The sequence below is a fragment of the Silicimonas lutimaris genome, assembly GCF_047314965.1.
Lineage (GTDB): Bacteria > Pseudomonadota > Alphaproteobacteria > Rhodobacterales > Rhodobacteraceae > JAVJUV01.
On sequence record NZ_JBLBVK010000056.1, the window covers coordinates 95,428 to 117,020 of the forward strand.

The window sequence follows — 21,593 nt, forward strand, 5'->3', positions numbered from 1 at the left end:
GGACCAAGCGGTGCAAAACTTGCGCCGCCTCATCCCACGGATTGGACATCCAGCCTATTCGACACCCAGCACATCCGGCGTCTGCCAGCCAAGGTGCTGGCCTCCATCGATGCACAGAAGCTGGCCGGTCACAGAAGGCGCATCCAGGAAGTATCCCAGCGCATGGGTGATATCCGAAGGGTCAGCGCCGCGCTTCATGATCGTCGCGGCCCGTTGATTTGCGAAGTGCTCTTCGGACTGCCGCACGCCCTGCATGGTCGGACCCGGGCCGATCGCGTTCACGCGCACTATCGGGGCCAGAGCCTGCGCGGACGTCCGTGTCAGCGTCCATAGCGCCGACTTGGCAATCGTATAGCTCATGAACTCGGGCGTCAGCTTGCGAACCCGCATGTCGATCATGTTGACGATCAGCGCCTGGGCGGTGGGTTCATTCCAGCGCCCCTCGATCACCGGTTCGGGCGCCTGCTCTGCAAACTTCTGCGTCAGCACGAAAGGCGCGCGAAGGTTCGATTCCAGGTGCCGGTCCCAGCTCTCTCGGGTAGCCGTCTCGATATTGTCGTACTCGAATATCGAGGCGGAGTTCACCAGCACCACAAGAGGCGCTCCGATCGCGTCCACCGCCTCGGAAACCAGCGATTGCATCTGCGCTTCCGCCGTCAGGTCCGCCTGAACGGTCACGGCATTGACGCCATGGCCTCGGCACATGCCAGCGACTTCCTCAGCCTCCTTGGCCGAACCGTTGAAGTGGATTACAACGTCATGGCCACGCTCGGCCAGGAACAGCGCCATCGCCCTGCCCAGCCTTTTGGCCCCACCTGTGACAAGCGCCGCTCCGGTCATCCGCTCACCACCATGACCACGTAAACGACGTAGAGAGCGCTCAGCACCACGCCCCAGCGACGGGTCAGGTCAAGCCCTTTCACAAAGACGAACGGCAAAATCAGAAGCGATGCGGCAAGCATTACCCAAAGATCGAAATCCAGAAACTCGGCTCCAACCGGGATCGGGCCGAACAGGCTGGCCACTCCGATGATGGCCAGAAGGTTGAACATGTTCGAACCGATAACGTTGCCCAACGCCACATCCGCCTGCCGCCGAATAGCCGCCATGACGGTGGTCGCAAGTTCCGGCAGCGACGTGCCTAGCGCGACAAGGGTCAGCCCGATGACGGCATCCGACACCCCGAAGTTTTTCGCGATCACCAGAGACGCATCCACCAGGATGTCTGCGCCCAAGGGAAGACCGATCAGGCCAAGCGCCAGAAAGACCCCGATCTTCCACCAGGGCATGTTCGGGTCGAGACCCTCGATGTCTTCGTCCTCGCCAAGAGTCCCGTTGGCCTTCTCTCGCCGATGTCCCAAAGCTTCGCGCGCCTGATCCAGAAGGATCAACGCGAGGATGGCCAGGAAGATCAAACCATCGATCCATGTGATCGGACCCATGAACGAAAATCCGATGAAACCGGCCGTGACCAGCAGCATCAGCACATAACTCTTCCGCGTATCGCAATGCGACGTGTGCAATCGAGAAATCAGCGCCGGTATCCCAAGGACCAGCAGGATATTGGCCGTGTTCGAGCCGACGACGTTGCCCAGCGCAAGACCCGGCGCGCCGTCGATGATCGCCTTCACCGAGATCAGCAGCTCAGGTGCCGATGTACCGAAAGCCACGATCGTCAGGCTGACCAGAAGGGCCGGAATCCCGACCCGAAGCGACAGGTTCACCGCGCCACGGACCATAAGGTCACCGGCCAGAAGCAGGATGATCAGACCCAGACCCGCAAACAACCACTCCATCCGGTCAGGCCTTCCCGCAGGGGCATGGGCCACGCCCGATGCGATACCGCCCGCACGACGGGCACTTGGCCGAGGTCAGCCGCCGCGGCAGCAATAGCCCCAGCTTCCCGAACATGCCGAGGACGGCGATGAACACGAGGAACAGGGAGACTATCTTGAGTATCATGAAGGTCTCAGACCCCGAACCGGGCAAAAGCGGCCCGGCTTTCGAGTTCTGCCATCGCATCGCCGGCGAGCGAAGCTCCGAACCGGGCCAGAAGCGGGCGACGCTGCTCATAGACTTTCAGGACGACCTTCTCGCCGAAAATCTCCTTCATCTTCGGCACCAGATGCCCGACGCCATCGATCAACCCGGTCTGCACGGCACCATCTCCGACCCAAATCTCTCCGGTGAACAACTCCTGCGCCTCGTCCAGCTTGGCGCCGCGCCGCTCCCTGACATGCTCGATGAAACCCCGATGGATATGATCCTGCAATTCTCTCAGACGGGTAACGTCCTCGGGCTTCTCGGGACGGAATGGATCAAGCATGCTCTTGGACTTGCCCGCCGTATAGACCCGGCGCTCTATACCGTGCCGTTCGATGAACTGGTCCAGCCCGAACCCGGCAGATATCACGCCGATCGATCCGACGATGGAATGCCGGTCAACCCAGATTTCATCGGCCGCACAGGCGATGTAGTAACCGCCAGACGCGGCGACATCCTCGACGAAGGCATAGACCTTCACGCCCTTCTCTTCCGCCAAACGGCGAATGCGCGCGGCGATCAGGGACGACTGCGACGGACTGCCACCCGGCGAATTGATCGACAGCGCCACGGCCTCGGGCTTTCCTCGCGTGAACGCCTTCTGGATCATCCCTGCAAGTCCGGCATCGCTCAACGTGGCGCCACGCGACTGTGCCGCGATCATCCCCTGGAGGCGGACAACCGAGACAACCGGCGGAGCTTTGACGAATGGGATATAGCGCCTCATGCCGAGCGATGTAGGCCGCATCGCACACCGCAACAAGGCGGGATCGGAGCAGAAAGCGAGATTGTTGCGACAAATCCTGTTCCGGAACGCGCCGAGTGACGTGCGATCATTGCTTGATCCGGTACCCGGTCCGGAAGATCCACCAGACGATACCAAGGCACGACACAAGGAACAGCGTGATCGCCGCAAGGCTGGCAGCAACAGGAACATCCGCCATTCCGAAGAACGACCATCGGAAACCCGATACCAGGTAAAGCACCGGATTGAAGTGCGACACGGTTTGCCAGAAGGGCGGCAGCATCGAGATCGAATAGAACGACCCGCCAAGGAAGACCAACGGCGTGACGACGAGAAGCGGCACAAGGTTCAACTGCTCGAAGCTCCTCGCCCATATCCCCAGAATGAAACCCAGAAGCGCAAAACTGACCGAGGTCAGCACAAGGAACAGTAACATCAGGATCGGATGCGCAATGCTCAGATCGACAAAGAAGAACGACGTTCCCAGAATGATCAGCCCGATCAGCAAGGCCTTGAACGCCGCCGCACCGACATAGCCGATCACGATCTCGAACGACGACAGAGGCGCCGACAGAACCTCGAAGATGGTGCCGATGAACTTGGGGAAGTATATCCCGAAGCTGGCGTTCTGGATGGCCTGCTGCAACACGGTCAGCATGATCAGCCCCGGCACGATGAAGGCGCCATAGCTCACACCGTCCACTTCCTCGATCCGGCTGCCGATGGCCGCGCCGAAGACAACGAAATAAAGCGAAGTCGACAGGACAGGCGACACGATCGACTGAATGATCGAGCGATAGAAGCGCGACATCTCGAAACGCCAGATGGCAAGAATTCCATACAGGTTCATGCCGCGCTCTCCCGCACCAGGCCCACGAAGATGTCTTCCAGAGAAGACTGGCTGGTCTGAACGTCCCGCAGCGTCAGCCCGGCAGACTGCAGATCCCTCAAAAGCGAGGTGATGCCGGTTCTCTCGCCTTTCGTGTCATAGCTGTAAACCAGCACGCGCCCATCGTCTTCGATGCTCAGATCGTACCCGGACAAAGCTGCCGGCAATGCCCCGACAGCGCTCGTCAGCTCGATCCGCATCTCTTTTTTCCCCATGCGCGCCATCAGCGCGGTCTTGTCTTCGACAAGAAGCAACTCGCCCTTGTTGATGACCCCGATCCGGTCGGCGATGGCTTCGGCTTCCTCGATGTAATGCGTGGTCAGGATGATGGTGACGCCATCCTGCCTCAAGCGCTCGACCAGGTCCCACATGTCCCGGCGCAATTCCACGTCGACCCCGGCCGTCGGTTCATCCAGGAACAGAACCCGCGGTTCATGCGCCAGTGCCTTGGCGATCATCACACGCCGCTTCATCCCGCCCGACAACGTGACATTGCGGTTGTTCCGCTTGTCCCAAAGCGACAGGTCTTTCAGGATCTGCTCCAGGAAGGCCGGGTCGTGACGCTTTCCAAAAAGCCCCCGGGAAAACCGCACCGTATTCCGGACGAACTCGAACGGCTCGATCGAGACCTCCTGTGGCACAAGACCGATCAACTGTCGCGCGGCACGATAGTCCCGCATGATGTCATGCCCGCCGACAGTCACCTGCCCGGAGCTGGGCGACGTGATCCCGCAAATCGTCGAGATGAGCGTCGTCTTGCCCGCGCCATTGGGGCCCAGCAGCGCGATGATCTCGCCCTGCTCGATATCAAGCGAAACACCCTTCAGCGCCTGAAAACCGCCGTCGTAGGTCTTGGTCAGATCCCTGACCTGAACGATGCCACTCATCGGGCACCTCCTTTCCCACCTCAGATAGTGCACCCACGCAGGGTGCAACACTGCGATAACGCGCATGGTCACTATGCCGAAATGCATAGGCCTCAGGGGCGCGGAACAACTTGCCCGCCTGCAAACGAAAGCCCCAAACAAAACGGGCCGCCCCGAAGGACGGCCCGGAAACTCGGCGCGACGCGCTTAGTTCTGAGCGTAGTATTCGATGACGAGGTTCGGTTCCATCATCACCGGATACGGCACGTCCGACAGGCCCGGCGTGCGCACGAAGGTCGCCTTCATCTTCGAGTGATCGACTTCCAAGTAATCCGGGACGTCACGCTCGGGCAGTTGGGCGGCTTCCAGAACCAGCGCCATCTGCTTGGATTTGTCGCGAACCTCGATCACGTCGCCTTCCTTCACGCGGTAGGAGGCGATGTTTACCCGGCTTCCGTTCACCAGGACATGGCCGTGGTTCACGAACTGACGCGCGGCGAAGATCGTCGGCACGAACTTGGCGCGGTAGACGACGGCGTCGAGGCGGCGCTCCAGGAGGCCGATCAGGTTTTCGCCGGTGTCACCCTTCACCCGAGCAGCTTCCGCAAAGATGCGCTTGAACTGCTTTTCCGTCAGGTCGCCGTAATAGCCCTTCAGCTTCTGCTTGGCGCGAAGCTGCAGACCGAAGTCGGACATCTTGCCCTTGCGGCGCTGGCCGTGCTGGCCGGGGCCGTACTCGCGGCGGTTGACGGGGGATTTCGGACGGCCCCAGATGTTTTCGCCCATCCGGCGGTCGATTTTGTACTTGGCAGCGGTGCGTTTGGTCACCTCTGATCTCCTTCTGAATGCCCCAGTGGGCGTGAAGGGCGTTGTCCTCCTTCCCGGATTTTGCCGGGACGACAGGTTTCCCCTTGCGGGGTCCACCAACACCAATGAAGCGGCGCTTATACAACGGATTGAACGGCTGTCAACAGGTCAAACGCCGCGCTGCGGCGCGCACGGCAACCCAGCAAACGCGCACGCCGAAGACTCAGGTTTTCTTGGGGAACCTCAGTCCCACCAGACCCACCAGCGCGAGACGCCAACCAGGCTCGATCCATCGGTTCCGCGGTTCTCTGCGTTCACCTCGTCCGCGCAGAGTACGAAGAAGCGGCTCAGGATTTCACGCGCCTCTTCCTCTGTCTCCGGCGGACGGGTAACCTCGAAGCCAAGGTGATCCGTGGAGGCCGTGATGATCCGCGCACCGTACTTTTCCCACAGCCAGCGGCAATGGGCGACCAGAACAGGTTTCGGCACCGAAGTTGCATAGGTCCCATGCTGCAGCCATGCGGCAGACTTCCACGGCGCGTCCGTCGCGATAAGCCCGGCGGCCAGGGTGTCTCCGTGCCGGGGTGTCAGATAGTCGATCGGATCGGGGTAGATCCGGTGCCCGGTGCCCTCCGTCTCGATCGCCCCGATGACGTCCCGGATCTCCCTCAATTCTTCGTCGCTGCCCTCGCCCGAGAACTCCAGTTCGGCCAACTGCGCCTTCAGCGTCTCGACGGTGCTGGCCGGCTGCGGCGCGTCATCGCCCAACGGCCCGATGTCGAAGGGCGTACTGGAAAGCAAGGCAGGACGCGTTCCAGTCACGGCCCAGCGCAACAGTCGGACAGGAAGAACAAGCGCATCGTAGGGCAGGATAAGCACGCGCCAGATGGCATTGAACCGTTTCAGGGACCCTTCCATCTCCGCTTCCGCATGGGCCAGTTCCGGTCGCCGCGCAGCGAACCACTCGTCCACGTCGATCGTACCGGCTTCCGCGAGGATGGCATCAGGATCCTCGAACTCGTCGACGCACTCGGCCCATTCGACAGAGAACACATCTGCATCCCCCAGAAGAACCGGAACAAGCCCGGGCCGGTCCTGCATGATCCTGTGCAAGCTCTCATCGGCGGACGATACGGGAAGTTGCTCAAGCGAAAATGGAAGTGAAATCATGGGCGCGCGCGGATCTTGAAACTCTGATCCGGCCAGAAACTCTTCCAATCATGGCGAAAACAGGGCGGCGCACGATCCAATCGGTGCCAGTCCGGCCCTTTGTTGCCGGAACACATCACAACCGGGATCAGGCTGCGGCCAGCAACGCCACTTCCGCGCGGCTCAGAACCGGGCGCACCAAAGGACCATAAGCTGCAGGTTCGGCATTCAGCGCCGGCATCACATCGAACAGCCTCTGACGCTCGGCCTCCGGCAAAGCGTGCAGGGGAGCCGCGGAAGGATGGAACGTCTCGGTCTCGAACCCGTTGGCCATGATGACGTGATGCTGCTCCAGCAGCAGAAGAAAATAGGTGACAGGGCGGTGCAGCGCCTCTCTCAGGATGGCGTCGCCATCCACAAGATCCCGGGCCGCGACAAGCGCCTCGGTGACTTCCTCGGCGTCGGCATGCCGGCCTCGCATCAGCAATCTTTGATACGGCGAGACGACCAGGGGTTCGTCGGCCCGGAACCGGTCCAGCGCCCCTTGGCAAAGCTTCACCGGCGCCAGCTCCGGCTCACGCCACAGCTCCCCGATGCTCAGTGTCCGCGCACCGATCCAGATCAGTTCCTGAACCCCCGCATCGAGAGTCAGAACCTTGTCGCCCGCCGAGAGATGCTCGATCTGCCTCGAACCTCCCGGTGTCTCAATCCATGTGCCGCTGGTCAGCCCAAAGACGCCGCTCGCTCTGCCAACACTCTTGGTGATCCCGAATGTCTCGACCCATTCGATCCGAAGCGGCAGGCCCGCGGGCGGGACGCCGTCGGCAAACAGCAAGAGCGGATGCTCCAGACCGGATATGGAGATCATGGTCGCCATCCATGTTTCACGGCCATCGGACAGCCTGAAGCTGCGATCCGGCCGACCAGCAGGCGACGCTGAAGCCTCGACCAGCTTGTCTGTTGCTTGCCCGATTACGGCGCGCGCTGCGGCGGCGGCATGATTCCGGAATGCGGTGTCCGAAGAAAACGTCCCGCGTTCCGCCAATCGGACCGCTGCGCTTATGTCAACAGCCTCACCCGACCAGCGCCAGTAGGCGTTGGTCCGGATATCCGCCTCCGGAGCTTCGGCGTGACCGTCGACTTCGGTCTGAGACCACGACATCAGAAACGCGCCGGACCGGCCCGCTGTACTGCTCATCCTACCCGCCTCGTTTTTTATCGTTGCCGGCACTTTAACAGGACGAGGACCCCGGGGAAGAGCCATGGGTTCGTTATCTCAGAACCTGAGTCCAAGGTGCAACGCACCCACGAACTGCCCCTCCCGCTGGGCCTCGAATTCACGACCCAGCCAGGAAATCCCGTAAAAAACGTCGAACCGCTCGCGTTCATAGTGAACTCCGGCGCGCAGACGCGTCCGCATGTCGGTCAGGTCATACCCAAGGGATGCGGGCAGATAGAGGCTCTTGCGAACCCACGCAACGTCGCCCCCCACGAGGAAACTGACGCCGTCATTCCCCTGCCGAACCAACGGCACGCGGTGCCCGGTAACGGGAAGACGGGTCATGAGGTCGTCGCGTCCGATGCCCCCAAAACTCAGATCGGCGCCGATGCGCACAAGGTCTTCAGGTCCCGCCTGGGCCTCCAGGAACGGTCGGATTTGGAAACTTCCCGCATCCCAGGCCCGAGAGATCTCGCCGCTGACCTGCGCCCGCACGGCATCCTCGATCTGGAAATCGTCCAGCGTCGGAACCGGAAAACCGAGGATGCGGTGCAAGTTCCGCTGAAACTGCAACAGTCCGGTTTGCGGCCCGACCACGAAGAGGTCGCCGCCAAGGCGCAGGTCGAACGCGCCACGTGACGCATGTGTATCTACACCAAGTGCGAAGACCCCCGCATGACGCCGGTCGGTCGGCAGCGGCGACGTCAGATTGGACGGCGTCAGGATATCGCTGCGCAACCGCCATTCCAGCAATTCGCCCAAGGTCGCCGGAGCGCGCCCCGTCCACGCGGGACCGGTCGCCAATGCGACTTGCGCCGAGTTGCTCTGCCAGCGGTCATACCAGTCCCCGAGAGAGTCGTTTGATCCGGCAAAGGACAAGCCCAGCGTCTCAGCCGAACAGACTCCGGCTGAAAGGACAAGGCACAGAGCTGCCGCAAGGCAGCGCTGGATCAACCGCACTTGGAATGGCCACACGAGGGACAGGTCATGCATCCTTCGATCATCTGCATCCCGAACTGGCCGCAACTCGGACAGGCGGGCCCCCGCGGCTGATCGAGGTTGACCACCTGCGCGCGCGGATCCTCCTTCAGCCCCATCCCTTCACCACCGATGAAGCCGATCGAGATGAGATGCCGCTCGATCACACCGCCGATCGCGGCCAGGATCGACGGCACATACTTGCCGTTCATCCAAGCGCCACCCCGCGGGTCGAACACCGCCTTGAGTTCTTCCACCACGAACGACACGTCGCCGCCCCGCCGGAACACCGCCGAGATCATCCGCGTCAGCGCCACGGTCCAGGCGAAATGCTCCATGTTCTTGGAGTTGATGAAGACCTCGAACGGCTGCCGCCGCCCGCCGACGATGATGTCGTTGATCGTGATATAGATCGCGTGCTCGCTGTCGGGCCACTTCAGCTTGTAGGTATTGCCCTCCAGCGTCTGCGGCCTGTCAAGTGGCTCGGCGATGTAGATGACGTCGCCATGCGGCACGTGCGGCGCATCCTCATCCTTGGCCACGACCTCGGTCGATTTCTCTTCGCTGACACTCAAAACCGACCCCGTCACCGCGTTCGGCCGGTACGTCGTGCAGCCCTTGCAGCCGGTCTCGTAGGCCTGAAGGTAAACGTCCTTGAAATCCTCGAAGGAGATATCCTCGGGGCAGTTGATCGTCTTCGAGATCGAGGAATCCACCCACTCCTGCGCCGCCGCCTGCATTTTCACGTGGTCAGCGGGGGCAAGTGTCTGCGCGTTCACGAAGAACTCCGGCAACTCTGCGTCCCCGAACTTTTCGCGCCACATCTGCACCGCGTAATCAACGACCTCTTCCTCGGTGCGCGAGCCGTCTTTCTGAAGAACCTTGCGCTTGTAGGCATAGGCGAAGACCGGTTCGATCCCGGACGAAACGTTCCCGGCATACAGGCTGATCGTGCCAGTCGGCGCGATCGAGGTCAGCAGCGCATTGCGGATACCATGCTGGCGGATCGCATCCCGCACATCATCGTCCATCTTCAGCATGGCGCCCGAGGCAAGGAACTTGTCGGCGTCGAACAGCGGAAACGCGCCCTTCTCCTTCGCCAGATCGACGCTCGCCAGATACGCCGCACGCGCGATCCGGTGCATCCAGTCCCAGGTCTGCGCCACGGCCTCGTCCGAGCCATAGCGCAGGCCCAGCATCAACAGCGCATCCGCCAACCCGGTCACGCCCAGCCCGATACGGCGTTTGTTCCGCGCCTCTTCGGCCTGCGCAGGCAGCGGAAAGCGCGAGGCATCGACCACGTTGTCCATCATGCGCACCGCTGTCGCCACAAGCTGGTCCAGCGCAGCGGTGTCGATATCCGCACCCTCTTCGAACGGGTCCGACACAAGACGGGCAAGATTGATCGACCCAAGCAGGCAAGCGCCATAGGGCGGCAACGGCTGTTCGCCGCAGGGGTTTGTGGCGGCTATGGTCTCGCAATAGGCCAGGTTGTTCATCGCGTTGATACGGTCGATGAAGATCACGCCCGGTTCGGCATAATCATAGGTCGCCCGCATGATGCGGTTCCACAAATCCCGCGCCTCGACGGTGCGATAGACCTTGCCTTCGAAAACCAGATCCCAAGACCTGTCGGCCTTCACCGCCTCCATGAAGGCATCGGTCACCAGCACCGAGACGTTGAAATTGCGCAACCGTGACGGGTCAGACTTGGCGCTGATGAAATCTTCGATATCCGGGTGATCGCAGCGCATGGTCGCCATCATCGCGCCCCGGCGCGATCCGGCGGACATGATCGTCCGGCACATCGCATCCCAGACGTCCATGAAGGAAAGCGGCCCCGAGGCATCCGCGGCCACGCCCTTCACATCCGCGCCCTTCGGACGGATCGTGGAGAAGTCATAGCCGATCCCGCCGCCCTGCTGCATGGTCAGAGCGGCCTCTTTCAGCATGTCGAAGATCCCGCCCATGCTGTCAGGGATCGTGCCCATGACGAAGCAGTTGAACAGTGTCACCGATCGCGCAGTGCCCGCGCCGGCGGTGATCCGGCCTGCCGGCAGGTATTTGAAATCCTCCAGCGCGGTATAGAACACATCCTCCCAGTGCGCCGGGTCGGCCTCTTCCGCCGCCAGCGCCCGTGCGATCCGCCGCCAGGTATCCTCGACCGTCACATCGATGGGCAGACCGTCAATGTCCTTCAGACGGTATTTCATGTCCCAGATTTGCTCGGCGATCGGGGCAGCGAAGCGGGTCATGGCGATTCCTGTCAATTGAGGCTCTCCAATGTAGACGTTGCGGCTAATTTGCACAACAGCTTGAAGCCTGCGTGACAGCCGCTACGATATGATGTGTTGCTTGGGGACGACTCTGTGGATAACTCGCTGAACCTCATAAAACTCTGCGTCGGCGCAGAAGGTGTCCAGGACCTGATCGACTGGCAGAAGACCCCGCGTGCCAAAGGCCCGGACGGGCTGCCGCGCCATGTGACCCGCATGTGGCCCAAGCGCGACGCCGAGTTGCTGGAGGGTGGGTCGCTCTACTGGGTGTTCAAGGGCGTCGTCCTGGCGCGTCAGCGGATCGTCCGCCTGGACGAGGTGGATCGCGGCGATGGAATCCGGTGTTGTGGCATTGTTCTGGACCCCGAAGTCGTGCGGACCGAGGCCGTGCCGAAACGCCCGTTTCAGGGCTGGCGCTATCTGGAAGGCAAGGTCGCGCCCCGCGATCTGCCCCGCGGGAAAGCGAACGACGATCTGCCCCCGAAACTGATGGCAGCACTGGCCGAGATCGGAGTGCGATAGCGGGGCTCGGTTCTCGAAGGAATTCAGACAAGACTCAACAGGGTTGATCAAAGCCGTGCCACGACCGATATCCATGTCATGGCGTGGTGGGACCGACTGATCGAGCGCCGCATCCTCAAGGCGCGGGCCGAAGGGCAGCTTGAAAACCTGCCCGGCGAAGGCCAGCCGCTACCCGACCGGCCCGGAGACGCGCTGGTGGATCCGGGACTGGCGGCGGGCTACCGCATCATGGCCGAGAACGGAGTTCTTCCCGAAGAATTCCGCATCGCCAAACTGGCCTCCGAGGCCAAGGAACATCTGGCCACCCTGTCCGATCCCGCGGCACGCAAGGCCGCAATGGCGAAACTCGCCGATCTCGAGATGCGGCTGGCCATCGCCCAGGAAGCCCGGCGCAAGTTCCACGGCAACTGAGGCCTAGGCAATCCCGAGTTTCGCAAGAAGCCGCGCGAGATTGTCCTCGTCCTCGCCGTCCAGCGCGACCGTCTTGGACCGGAACAATGTCGCCTGGCTGGCGTGAATCACATTGCCGATGATCTTGAGGTGATTGGCATCCAGCGTCGCCCCCGTAGAAGTGATATCGGCGATGGCCTCGGCGGTCAGGTTGGCCACCGTTCCTTCGGTCGCGCCCTGGCTGTCGACCAGCTGGTACCCGGCGACACCCGCCGCTTTCAGGTGGGCCCGGATCAGCCGGTGATACTTGGTAGCGATGCGCAGCCGGAAGCCATGCGCCTTCCAGAAAGCGTCTGCGACAGCATCCAGATCATCCAACGAGGAAACATCCGTCCAGCTTTTCGGCACGGCAAGAACAAGATCGGCCTGACCGAAGCCCAGCTTGGCAAGGGGCGCAATCTTGCGGTCCCATGCCGCAATCTTCTCCTGCACGACATCCGACCCCGTGACGCCCAGTGCAATTCGGCCACGCGCCAGCTCGCCCGGGATCTCGCCAGCCGAAAGAAGCACCAGTTCGATGCCCTCCGCGCCATGCACACGTCCCGCATACTCGCGGTCGGCACCGGTGCGTTCGACCCGCACGCCACGCTCGGCGAACCAGTCGAACGTGTCCTGCATCAGACGCCCCTTGGAGGGAATGCCGAGTTTCACGCTCATGACCGGCTCCCCTTCAGCGCCAGAAGAACCTCGGGGCGGATCACGCCGCCCACCGCCGGGATGGTCGCGCCACCGTTCATTGCGGCGGTCAGAAGGTCATAGCGCCCTCCGGTCGCGACCGGTGCCAGACCGGACGCCTTGAAGCCGAAAACGAAGCCGGAATAGTACTCCAGCGACGTGAGACCGAAGCTGGCCTCGAAGAGCAGTTCGCCAGTATCGATGCCACGTGAGGCCAATGCATCCAGCACAAGCGCGACCCGGTCGGCGGCAAGTGCGATCAGCTCGACGCCGTCGGCGATGCGCTTCATGCGTTCGACCGCAAGCGGAGCGGTATCGGCCAGCGACAGCAAGGCCCGGATGCGCGCGACCTCGTCAGCAGCAAGCGGCGGGGTCTCGGCCTCCTCGGCCAGAAGCGCCACGCGCGCCGCGATCTCTTCCGGCGAGCGCAGGCCCACGTGTGGAATGCCCGGGTCAGGCAGCGGCGGTGGCGGCGGAGCCGGGCGCGAGAAACGCTCGATCAGCGCATCGAACCGCCTGGGACGCCAGAGATGGCGATAAAGCGCCTTCTTCCGCCGTTCGGGCGTGTCGAGGCTTTCAATGGCCGCGGTCAGGACCGAGAAATCGCCGATGGTCCGCGTAACCGGAACATCGCCCAGGGCTTCATCCATGGACGCGAAGACCTCCGCATCGGCGGCCTCCTCATCGTCGCCGCCGAACAGCTCGTATCCCACCTGGATGTACTCGCTGGGCCGGTCCTCGTCGTCTTCCTGACGCCGAAAGACTTCGCCCGCATAGGTATAGCGCGCCGCGCCGGTGCCGCTGTCCAGATGACGCTGCACCAGGGGCACGGTGAAGTCCGGCCGCAGCATCATCTCACCGCGCAGCGGATCCTGCGTCACGAAGGCGCGCGCCCGGATATCCTCGCCATAAAGGTTCAGAAGCGCACCTGCGGGCTGCAGGATATCGGCTTCGAACACCTCGGCACCCCGCGCCTCAAAGAAAGCGCGCAGACGGTCGGCCTCGGCCCGGATATCGGACTTGGCGCTCACCTTGCGAGGATCTCGCGCACCTTGGCCACCATCTCGGCCCTGGCACACTCGAACTGGGCGGGCTGATCCTTCCACTCCTCCAGCGTCGCGGTCTCGGCAATCTTGGCGCCCAGGATGAGGTCCTTGATCTGAAGGACACCGCGCTCGGCCTCATCAGAGCCCTGGATGATGGCGACGGGGCTCTGGCGCTTGTCGGCGTATTTGAGCTGGTTGCCGAAGTTCTTGGGATTCCCGAGATAGACCTCGGCGCGGATCCCGGCCGCGCGCAATTCTGCGGCCATCGACTGGTAATCCGCCATCCGGTCGCGGTCCATCACCGTGACGACGACGGGGCCGGTCGTGCCGGAACCAGCTCTCCCCTTCATGCGAAGGGCCGCCAGCAAACGGTCGACGCCGATCGAAATCCCGGTCGCGGGGACGGCCTGCCCGGTGAAACGCTTGACCAGATCGTCATAGCGCCCGCCACCAGCGACAGAACCGAACTGGCGGGGATTGCCCTTTTCGTCGGTGATCTCGAAGGTCAGTTCGGCCTCGAAGACAGGCCCGGTGTAGTAGCCGAGGCCACGGACGACCGAGGGGTCCATCACGATGCGATCCTCGCCATAGCCCTGCGCGCGGACAAGATCGACGATGTGGCGCAGTTCGCTTACGCCCTCCTCGCCAACGGATGAACCATCGACGAGGTTCCTCAGTTCCAGCCAACGATCCTCGAACGAAAGTTCCGCCGCACCTACGAACCGCATGATCAGTTCGGCCTGCCGGTCAGTCAGCTTCGCGCCTTCGGTGAAATCCCCGCTTTCGTCTTTCCTGCCATCGCCAAGAAGAGAACGCACACCCGCCGTCCCAAGCCGGTCCAGCTTGTCGATGGCGCGCAGAACGATTCCGCGCGTTCCGCTGTTCTCCTCGCTGTCGGTCAACCCCGCGACCTCCAGAACCCCGTTCAGAACCTTCCGGTTGTTGACGCGGATGATGTAGTCCCCGCGCTCGATCCCCACGGCCTCCAGCGAATCCGCCAGCATCATGCAAATCTCGGCATCGGCGGCCACGGACCCTGTCCCAACGGTATCCGCGTCGCACTGGTAAAACTGGCGGAAGCGGCCCGGTCCCGGCTTCTCGTTCCGCCAGACCGGACCCATCGCATAGCGGCGATACGGCGTCGGCAGATCGTTCCGGTGCTGGGCGTAGACACGGGCAAGCGGCGCCGTCAAATCATAGCGCAGCGCCAGCCAGTCGCCGTCGTCGTCCTCCTGCCACGCGAAAACGCCCTCGTTCGGACGATCAACGTCGGGAAGAAACTTGCCCAGCGCCTCGACGGTTTCCACGGCCGAGGATTCCAGCGGGTCGAACCCATACCGATGATAAACCCCGGCAATGGCGTCCAGCATCGCCTTGCGTTCGGTCACGTCAGCGCCGAAATAGTCGCGAAACCCTTTCGGCGTTTCAGCCTTGGGGCGCGGGGCTTTCTTCTGCTTGGCCATGGGCCCATCCTCTGGTCTGGTCGCGCGGGGGTTTAGCCCGAAGGCATTGGGTCGGCAAGGAGAACAACCATGACCGAGAGGATCGAGGAACGACTGGCGCATCTGGAACGCCTCGCCGACGAGCTGAACGAAATCGTGGCACGGCAAGGTCAAGAGATCGACCTGCTGACCAGGCGTGTCGAGATGCTGATGCAGCGCGAGGCGGCGCGCGAACAGGAAGGCGGCGGCGGCGTGGTTCTGGGCGACGAGCGCCCACCGCACTACTGAGACGCCCTGTCACAAAACCGAGTCCTTCATGCAGTAGTCTCGGTTCCGGATGGACAATCCCGATCCGTGCAAGATGGCCGGTCATGTTTCCCGTCCCCGGTGCCCGGATCACCCGGACGCCACGACCAGTTAGAACCTTGGGCGCTTTTGCGCGCCGATTCTGATCTGGCTCCTCCTACCAATGAATGCGGGGGGAATCATTTTTGCACAGGTCACGTTTGATTTTCACTCTTTTGCGCAGATGTGTTGCTTTGTAGCTAGGCTCCAAAGGAGTTTCGACATGAGCTACTCTGCAGATCCGGGAATGTGCATTGGGCACACGCATCTGAAAGTGTCCGATCTGAATCGCGCCATCGCCTTTTACCGTGACGTTATGGGGCTGGACCTCGTACAACTTTACGGTGACCAGGCAGCGTTCATGTCGGCAGGCGGCTATCACCATCATATCGGCCTGAACACCTGGGAGAGCCGTGGCGGCACGCCGCCACCACCGGGTCACACCGGCCTTTACCACGTGGCATTTCTCTTTCCGGATCGCGCCGCGCTTGGACGCGCCCTGGCGAACGTCGTGGACCATGGGGTCAAGCTGACGGGCGCGGCGGACCACGGGGTGAGCGAAGCGGTCTATTTCGATGACCCGGACGGCAACGGCATCGAGATCTACAGGGACCGCGCCCCCGAGGACTGGCCGCGGGATGCCGAAGGCAACCTGCAGATGGTCAACGCACGCCTCGATCTTAACGCCCTGATCGCCGAGGGTCGGGCCTCAACCTGAAGAAGCACGCCGTCGGCTCTGGACCTCGCCCGCTGCCGCGCCTAGGCTCCGCCTTCGGGAGGACAGGCTCATGGCAACCGGCACGAATATCCGAACCTATTTCGAAGGCACATGGCACGACGGAAACGTGCCGATCATGCGCGCGGCCGATCACGGCGCGTGGCTGGGATCGGGCGTGTTCGACGGCGCACGGTACTTCGATGGTGTCGCGCCGGACCTCGAAGCGCACTGCCGGCGCGTGAACAACTCGGCGAAGGCATTGATGCTCACGCCCACCGTATCGGTCGAGGACATGATGGCGATCGCATGGGAAGGGCTGAAATCCTTCCCCTGGGATGCCGCGGTCTATATCCGGCCGATGTACTGGGGCATCGACGGCGATATCACCGCCATCGTGCCCAACGAAGACAAGACCGGCTTTGCGCTTTGCCTTGAGCAGATCCCCATGGCCAAGGCCGACGTGACCGCCCGCCTGACCCGGACCCGCTTTCGCCGCCCCGTTCTTGAGGATGCGGTCGTGAACGCCAAGGCGGGATGCCTCTACCCCAACAATGCCCGCATGCTGGTCGAGGCGCGCTCCAAGGGCTTCACCAATGCACTTGTCGCCGATGCAATGGGCAACGTGGCCGAGACCGCGACGGCCAATATCTTCATGGTCAAGGATGGCGAGGTATTCACCCCCATCGCCAACGGCACATTCCTTGCCGGCATCACCCGATCGCGCCACATGAAGAACCTCGCCCGCGAGGGCATGACGGTACATGAAAGCGTCCTGACGTTCACGGATTTCGAGAACGCGGACGAGGTTTTCATGTCGGGCAACATGTCCAAGGTGACACCGGTGACCGAGTTCGACGGAACGAACTATCAGGTCGGCCCGGTGACGCGGCGTGTACGCGAGATGTATTGGGATTGGGCCCTGTCCGAGAAAGCATAGGCCTTGATCCGGCTGGTCCGTATCGCCCTTGGCCTGTTTGCGCTCCTGACTTTCACGGCGTCGATCTGGGCGCTTGCCCAGTCTCCTTTCGCCGCCCCCTACCGAGAACGGACAGAAGCCGAACTTCGGGTCGCGTTGGAACGCGCCCTGAAACCGGAACTCACGCCCGACCGCCTCGGCTCTCGCGTCGCCGAGGCTTTGGAGGCGGGAGAGACCGAGGAGGCCGCGGCGCTCGCACGGCTTGCCGCCACGCGTGGCGTTGTCTTGCCGAGTGAAACCCGCGCCGCACTGGAGAAGGCGGAAGCGGCGTCCGGAGGCCTGACCTCCTGCCTTGCCTGCGCATGGGATCCCGGCAATTGCGAAGGGTTCTCGCAGGTCGCCACCTGCAACCTTCCTGCGGAACTGACACCGCTTGGGGACCTGAACGCGATCCGCCGTGGAATCCAGGATTGGATGAACGGCGACTCCATCGACCGGATCGACCTTTCGCTGGGTATCGTCGGCCTCGCGGCAACCGGAGCGATCCTTGTGTCCTGGGGAACCAGCGCTTCCGTGAAGGCCGGCGCGACCGGGCTTCGCGTCGCCCGGCGCGCCGGCGCACTCACACCCACGATGAGCGATGAGGTCGCTACGCTCGCCGCCCGCGCCATCGACTGGGACGCCATCGGCAGCGTTGCCTTGCGCCGTTCCGGCGCCGAGACTCTGCTCACCCCGGCCGCAGCGCGCCTTGCGGATATCGCCGCGGACGTGGGACGCATCGGCGCACGGACGGGTGCCTCCGACACTCTTGCATTGCTGCGCTATGCCGACACGCCGGACGAGCTTGCAAGTGTGGCACGAGTGACCGAAACAGCCGGCGCCGAAACACGTGGTCTCTTCGCCACGCTCGGAAAAGCGCGTGTCATCAGAGCAACCAAGACGCTGACGGAACTGGCCTTGCTGGCCATTGGACTGCTTTCGGCTCTCACCGCGCAAGTGCTCGCAATTGCCGTTTGGCTGCTCCGCCGCTGGCTCAGACGGGTGGACAGAGCATGAAGGCAGTCCCATTCTGACAGCAAACAGGAGACGGGCCATGCATACGACCGATGATTTCCTTTTTCTTCCTGACGCGGTTCTGGACGGTCTCGGGATATCTCCCGCCGAAGTTGCGGACGCGATAGAGGCCGCGCTCATGGCAAAGGCCGACGGTCGTCTTCACACCAGTCCAAAGTCCGCAATCCTTCCGGGTGAAGGCCGCTACATGATGTCCACGCTGGCAGTGGGTGACGACGGTTTCATCGTGGTCAAGCAGGTCAGCGTGTGTCCGGGAAATGCCACACGCGGTCTTCCCACAATCAATGGGGCGATCATGGTACTGGACGCCGAAACAGGGCTGTTGCGTGCCATTGTCGGCGCGAACTGGATCACGGCTATACGAACCGCGGCCCTGTCTGCTGTGGCCGCAAGACGGCTCGCAAACCCGGCATCCGAAACCATAGCCTTCGTCGGGACCGGCGTTCAGGCGCATTCGCACCTCGCGGCATTCGCCGAGATGTTCCCGCTGAAACGAATTTGCGCTGTCGGTCGCGGACAGGCCAATCTCGAAAAGCTTTGCCAGACCGCGCGCGACATGGGCCTCGAGGCCGAGGCATCCAGCGATCCGAGAGCCGCACTGAAGGACGCCGATATCGTCGTCACCTCGGTCACTCTGAACTACGCCATCGAACCCTTTCTCGATGCCCGCTGGCTGAAACCGAATTGCTTCGCCGCCATCACCGATCTTTGCATCCCCTGGCATCAGGAAGGCCTGGATGCCTTCGGCACCGTCATCGTCGACGACCGCGTTCAGGAGGCCGAGAGCGGCAAGCCGATGTTGCCTTACGAGCGGATCGCGGGAGACCTGACCGAACTTGTCGCGGGCGGAACGCCCGCGCTTGTGACGGACAAGCCAACAGCTTTCGCCTTCCGGGGTATCGCGCTTGGCGACTATGCCGCCGCGGTCCTGGCAGTGAAACGCGCCGAAGCGAAGAACGCCGGTCAGCGTGTCGAACCTTGAGGATGGACAGGCCAGTCTGAAGGCTTCATGATCCGCACCAAGAGGAGAAGTCATGCGCAAATTCCTGGTCATACTCGACGACAGCCGCGAGTGTCTGAACGCCATGCGTTTCGCTGCTATGCGGGCCGCGAACACCGGCGGCGGCGTGCAAATCCTTTCAGTCATTCCTCCCGATGAATTCAATCACTGGATCGGCGTCGGCGAAATCATGCGGGAAGAAGCCAAGGAGCGTATCCATGCGCATTTCGAAGTTTTTGCCAAATGGATGCGTGACAGGCAGGGCGTGGACCCTGAACTCGTGATCCGCGAGGGAGAACCCGTTCCGGAGATCCTGAAGCAGATCAACGAAGACGGTGAAATCGGAGTTCTTGTCCTCGGCGCTTCGGCAGAGAAAGGCGGTCCCGGACCTATTGTTTCGGCATTGTCGCGGCAGTTCGGCCTGTTGCCGGTACCGCTGACCATCGTGCCTGGCGAATTGTCGAAGGAAAAGCTGGAAGCCATCACCTGAGGGCCTCGCCGACGCTTTAGAACTGTTCTAAACCTTGACTCCAATGCGCGTCAGGCGCATATCCGAGTGGAACAGTAAGGAAACGCGCAGATGTTCATCCAGACCGAATCCACACCGAACCCCGCAACGTTGAAGTTCCTGCCCGGACAAACCGTTCTGGACGCTGGGACGGCCGATTTTCCAAGTGCGGATGCCGCTGGCAAATCTCCCCTCGCCACTCGCCTTTTCGCGGTCGAGGGCGTGACCGGCGTTTTCTTCGGCACGGATTTTGTAACGATAACCAAAGCCGACGGCGTCGACTGGGATGTGATCAAGCCCGCCCTGCTGGGCGCGATCATGGAACACTTCCAGTCTGGCCAGCCCGTGATGGAAGGCGAGAACCTGTCTTCGGGTCACGCCGAGCACAGCGGTGAAGACGCCGAAATCGTCAGCCAGATCAAGGAATTGCTGGACACGCGCGTACGCCCCGCTGTCGCGCAGGATGGCGGTGACATCGTCTTCCACGGGTTCGAGCGCGGCGTGGTCTACCTGCATATGCAGGGCGCTTGCGCTGGCTGCCCCTCGTCGACACTGACGTTGAAAATGGGGATCGAGAACCTGCTGCGGCATTACATTCCCGAAGTCGTAGAAGTCCGCCCCGTCGCTGCCTGATCCTAGTGCGCCGGCTTCGCCGTCGCCCGATGCGGGGGTTTTGCCCCCGCACCCCCAGAGTATTTCCGAAAAGAAGAAGATGAGCAGACCGCCCCGGATACTCTCCTTCGATACCTCGGGCCCGCATTGTGCCGCGGCGCTCATGATCGGCGGCCAGATTGTGGCCTTGGATTACGAGGAAATGGGACGCGGTCAGGCGGAACGCTTGTTTCCGATGCTCGAGGAAATTCTGAAGGAAGCGGGCGCGGTCTGGGAAGAACTCGACGCGATCGCGGTGGGCACCGGACCTGGCAACTTCACAGGTATCCGGATCGCGGTGAGCGCTGCCCGCGGCCTCGCTTTATCCCTTGGCATTCCGGCTATTGGCGTGACTGGATTCGAGGCGCTTCGCGGCTCCCGATTCCATGGCGATCCGGCGAAGATGATCGTCAGCCTTCCGGCAAGCCGCCGTGGCGCCGACATCGTACTTCAGTACTTTGAAAACGGAGAGGCAGTGGGCGGCCCTGTTGAACTTGCGATATTCGGAAAGGGCGTACTCGACGAGGAATTCAAGGGATTCCCGGGACCTGCACAAATCCTCGGGCACGAGGCAGCGGCCGTGAACTATGCTGTGCAACTCGACAAAGGCAATTACACCTATCTCGAATTCGGCCCCGGATACCCCATCTCCCGCGCGATCGCCGAAGTCGCCGCGCTGAAGTTCTTGTCAGAACACGAATTTCCCCGCCCATCGCCCCTCTACATCCGCCCCGCCGATGCCGCCCCGGCGTCTGACCCACCTCCGTTGATCCTGCCATGACGCCTGAGGAGATGGCGGCGATCCACGCGCGCGCGATGGCGGTGCCACCACCGTGGAGCGCGCCGACACTGGCGGGTTTCAGGGCCGCGCCCGATGCTGTATTCGTGCACGAGGAAAATTCCTTCGCCCTTGGCCGCATCATCGTCGGCGAAGCAGAGCTTCTGACCATAGCCGTGGACCCTGAAGCGCAACGTCGGGGCCTTGGAAGGGCCTGCCTCAGGCGCTTCATCGACACATGCCGCACGCGGGGGGCCAGCCGCATCCTGCTGGAAGTCGCCGAGACGAACGTCGGTGCGCGCGCGCTCTATCGATCCCAAGGATTTACCGAGGACGGACGCCGAAAAGGCTACTACCGCGCAGCCAATGCCCACACGATCGACGCCATTCTCATGAGCATGCACCTCGCGGACGCCTAACCTAACGTCATGCGGTGAAAATTCTGCCGCATGACTCTGAAGACTCCTATTGACGCCTTCGAAGGACTCCGGCCTTA

Annotated in this window: 25 protein-coding genes; 11 read left to right on the plus strand and 14 right to left on the minus strand. The window is 62.3% G+C overall.

The window, feature by feature from the left end; all coding sequences use genetic code 11:
• Window positions 1–54 precede the first annotated feature (54 nt).
• The 11 genes from ACKLNI_RS17935 to ACKLNI_RS17985 form a co-directional block, all read right to left on the minus strand.
• Window positions 55–840 carry an SDR family oxidoreductase gene (locus ACKLNI_RS17935; protein ID WP_413720469.1) on the minus strand — a complete coding sequence of 262 codons (786 nt, stop codon included), beginning with the start codon at window positions 838–840 and terminating at the stop codon, window positions 55–57.
• Window positions 837–1,796, minus strand: a complete 960-nt coding sequence (locus ACKLNI_RS17940; protein WP_413720470.1) for a calcium/sodium antiporter — start codon at window positions 1,794–1,796, stop codon at window positions 837–839. Before ACKLNI_RS17940 ends, ACKLNI_RS17935 begins: the two co-directional genes overlap by 4 nt.
• A 4-nt stretch (window positions 1,797–1,800) precedes the next feature.
• Entirely contained in the window at window positions 1,801–1,962 is a 162-nt protein-coding gene (locus ACKLNI_RS17945) for a hypothetical protein (RefSeq protein WP_413720471.1), read from the minus strand.
• 7 nt (window positions 1,963–1,969) lie between these two features.
• Window positions 1,970–2,770 carry a S49 family peptidase gene (locus ACKLNI_RS17950; RefSeq protein WP_413720472.1) on the minus strand — a complete coding sequence of 267 codons (801 nt, stop codon included), beginning with the start codon at window positions 2,768–2,770 and terminating at the stop codon, window positions 1,970–1,972.
• Between the two features lie 106 nt (window positions 2,771–2,876).
• Window positions 2,877–3,638 (minus strand): ABC transporter permease, encoded by a 762-nt coding sequence (locus ACKLNI_RS17955; protein WP_413720473.1) that lies wholly within the window; start codon window positions 3,636–3,638, stop codon window positions 2,877–2,879.
• Window positions 3,635–4,564 carry an ABC transporter ATP-binding protein gene (locus ACKLNI_RS17960; protein ID WP_413720474.1) on the minus strand — a complete coding sequence of 310 codons (930 nt, stop codon included), beginning with the start codon at window positions 4,562–4,564 and terminating at the stop codon, window positions 3,635–3,637. Before ACKLNI_RS17960 ends, ACKLNI_RS17955 begins: the two co-directional genes overlap by 4 nt.
• Window positions 4,565–4,750: 186 nt before the next feature.
• Window positions 4,751–5,371 carry a 30S ribosomal protein S4 gene (rpsD, locus tag ACKLNI_RS17965; RefSeq protein WP_413720475.1) on the minus strand — a complete coding sequence of 207 codons (621 nt, stop codon included), beginning with the start codon at window positions 5,369–5,371 and terminating at the stop codon, window positions 4,751–4,753.
• Window positions 5,372–5,593: 222 nt separating this feature from the next.
• Window positions 5,594–6,520 (minus strand): DUF4253 domain-containing protein, encoded by a 927-nt coding sequence (locus ACKLNI_RS17970; RefSeq protein WP_413720476.1) that lies wholly within the window; start codon window positions 6,518–6,520, stop codon window positions 5,594–5,596.
• Window positions 6,521–6,647: 127 nt separating this feature from the next.
• On the minus strand, window positions 6,648–7,697 hold the full coding sequence (locus tag ACKLNI_RS17975) for a Hint domain-containing protein (protein WP_413720477.1): 1,050 nt from the start codon (window positions 7,695–7,697) through the stop codon (window positions 6,648–6,650).
• A gap of 78 nt (window positions 7,698–7,775) precedes the next feature.
• Window positions 7,776–8,693 (minus strand): lipid A-modifier LpxR family protein, encoded by a 918-nt coding sequence (locus tag ACKLNI_RS17980; RefSeq protein ID WP_413720478.1) that lies wholly within the window; start codon window positions 8,691–8,693, stop codon window positions 7,776–7,778.
• A complete protein-coding gene (locus ACKLNI_RS17985; RefSeq protein ID WP_413720479.1) occupies window positions 8,669–10,951 on the minus strand; it encodes an adenosylcobalamin-dependent ribonucleoside-diphosphate reductase in 2,283 nt (760 codons plus the stop codon). Before ACKLNI_RS17985 ends, ACKLNI_RS17980 begins: the two co-directional genes overlap by 25 nt.
• Window positions 10,952–11,065: 114 nt before the next feature.
• On the opposite strand from ACKLNI_RS17985, the gene ACKLNI_RS17990 reads away from it, so the two are divergent.
• Together ACKLNI_RS17990 and ACKLNI_RS17995 are read left to right on the plus strand one after the other, a co-directional pair.
• Entirely contained in the window at window positions 11,066–11,494 is a 429-nt protein-coding gene (locus ACKLNI_RS17990; protein WP_413720480.1) for a DUF1489 family protein, read from the plus strand.
• A 78-nt stretch (window positions 11,495–11,572) separates the two neighbouring features.
• Window positions 11,573–11,905 carry a DnaJ family domain-containing protein gene (locus ACKLNI_RS17995; RefSeq protein ID WP_413720481.1) on the plus strand — a complete coding sequence of 111 codons (333 nt, stop codon included), beginning with the start codon at window positions 11,573–11,575 and terminating at the stop codon, window positions 11,903–11,905.
• Between the two features lie 3 nt (window positions 11,906–11,908).
• Here the strand turns inward: ACKLNI_RS17995 and hisG are convergent, their stop codons facing one another.
• The 3 genes from hisG to hisS are packed head-to-tail and all read right to left on the minus strand — an operon-like array spanning window position 11,909 to window position 15,128.
• Entirely contained in the window at window positions 11,909–12,601 is a 693-nt protein-coding gene (gene hisG / locus ACKLNI_RS18000; protein ID WP_413720482.1) for an ATP phosphoribosyltransferase, read from the minus strand.
• Entirely contained in the window at window positions 12,598–13,650 is a 1,053-nt protein-coding gene (locus ACKLNI_RS18005) for an ATP phosphoribosyltransferase regulatory subunit (protein ID WP_413720483.1), read from the minus strand. The genes hisG and ACKLNI_RS18005 overlap by 4 nt, the downstream gene beginning before the upstream one ends.
• Window positions 13,647–15,128 (minus strand): histidine--tRNA ligase, encoded by a 1,482-nt coding sequence (hisS, locus tag ACKLNI_RS18010; RefSeq protein ID WP_413720484.1) that lies wholly within the window; start codon window positions 15,126–15,128, stop codon window positions 13,647–13,649. Before hisS ends, ACKLNI_RS18005 begins: the two co-directional genes overlap by 4 nt.
• A gap of 69 nt (window positions 15,129–15,197) precedes the next feature.
• Here hisS and ACKLNI_RS18015 point away from each other — a divergent pair, with 69 nt between their 5' ends.
• The 9 genes from ACKLNI_RS18015 (at window position 15,198) to ACKLNI_RS18055 (ending at window position 21,516) form a co-directional block, all read left to right on the plus strand.
• Window positions 15,198–15,395 (plus strand): SlyX family protein, encoded by a 198-nt coding sequence (locus ACKLNI_RS18015; RefSeq protein WP_413720485.1) that lies wholly within the window; start codon window positions 15,198–15,200, stop codon window positions 15,393–15,395.
• Window positions 15,396–15,675: 280 nt separating this feature from the next.
• Window positions 15,676–16,170, plus strand: a complete 495-nt coding sequence (locus ACKLNI_RS18020) for a VOC family protein (protein ID WP_413720486.1) — start codon at window positions 15,676–15,678, stop codon at window positions 16,168–16,170.
• A 70-nt stretch (window positions 16,171–16,240) separates the two neighbouring features.
• Window positions 16,241–17,107: a branched-chain amino acid aminotransferase gene (locus tag ACKLNI_RS18025; RefSeq protein ID WP_413720487.1), complete on the plus strand. Its 867-nt coding sequence runs from the start codon at window positions 16,241–16,243 to the stop codon at window positions 17,105–17,107.
• 3 nt (window positions 17,108–17,110) lie between these two features.
• On the plus strand, window positions 17,111–18,142 hold the full coding sequence (locus ACKLNI_RS18030) for a hypothetical protein (protein ID WP_413720488.1): 1,032 nt from the start codon (window positions 17,111–17,113) through the stop codon (window positions 18,140–18,142).
• A gap of 37 nt (window positions 18,143–18,179) precedes the next feature.
• Window positions 18,180–19,142, plus strand: a complete 963-nt coding sequence (locus ACKLNI_RS18035) for an ornithine cyclodeaminase family protein (RefSeq protein WP_413720489.1) — start codon at window positions 18,180–18,182, stop codon at window positions 19,140–19,142.
• A gap of 52 nt (window positions 19,143–19,194) precedes the next feature.
• A complete protein-coding gene (locus ACKLNI_RS18040) occupies window positions 19,195–19,650 on the plus strand; it encodes a universal stress protein (RefSeq protein ID WP_413720490.1) in 456 nt (151 codons plus the stop codon).
• A 90-nt stretch (window positions 19,651–19,740) separates the two neighbouring features.
• The gene (locus ACKLNI_RS18045) at window positions 19,741–20,301 is read left to right on the plus strand and encodes a NifU family protein (protein ID WP_413720491.1); all 561 of its coding nucleotides are present in this window, start codon (window positions 19,741–19,743) and stop codon (window positions 20,299–20,301) included.
• A gap of 79 nt (window positions 20,302–20,380) precedes the next feature.
• Window positions 20,381–21,100, plus strand: coding sequence for a tRNA (adenosine(37)-N6)-threonylcarbamoyltransferase complex dimerization subunit type 1 TsaB (tsaB, locus tag ACKLNI_RS18050; RefSeq protein ID WP_413720492.1), 720 nt, complete (start codon window positions 20,381–20,383; stop codon window positions 21,098–21,100).
• On the plus strand, window positions 21,097–21,516 hold the full coding sequence (locus ACKLNI_RS18055; protein ID WP_413720493.1) for a GNAT family N-acetyltransferase: 420 nt from the start codon (window positions 21,097–21,099) through the stop codon (window positions 21,514–21,516). Before tsaB ends, ACKLNI_RS18055 begins: the two co-directional genes overlap by 4 nt.
• The last annotated feature ends 77 nt before the right edge of the window (window positions 21,517–21,593 follow it).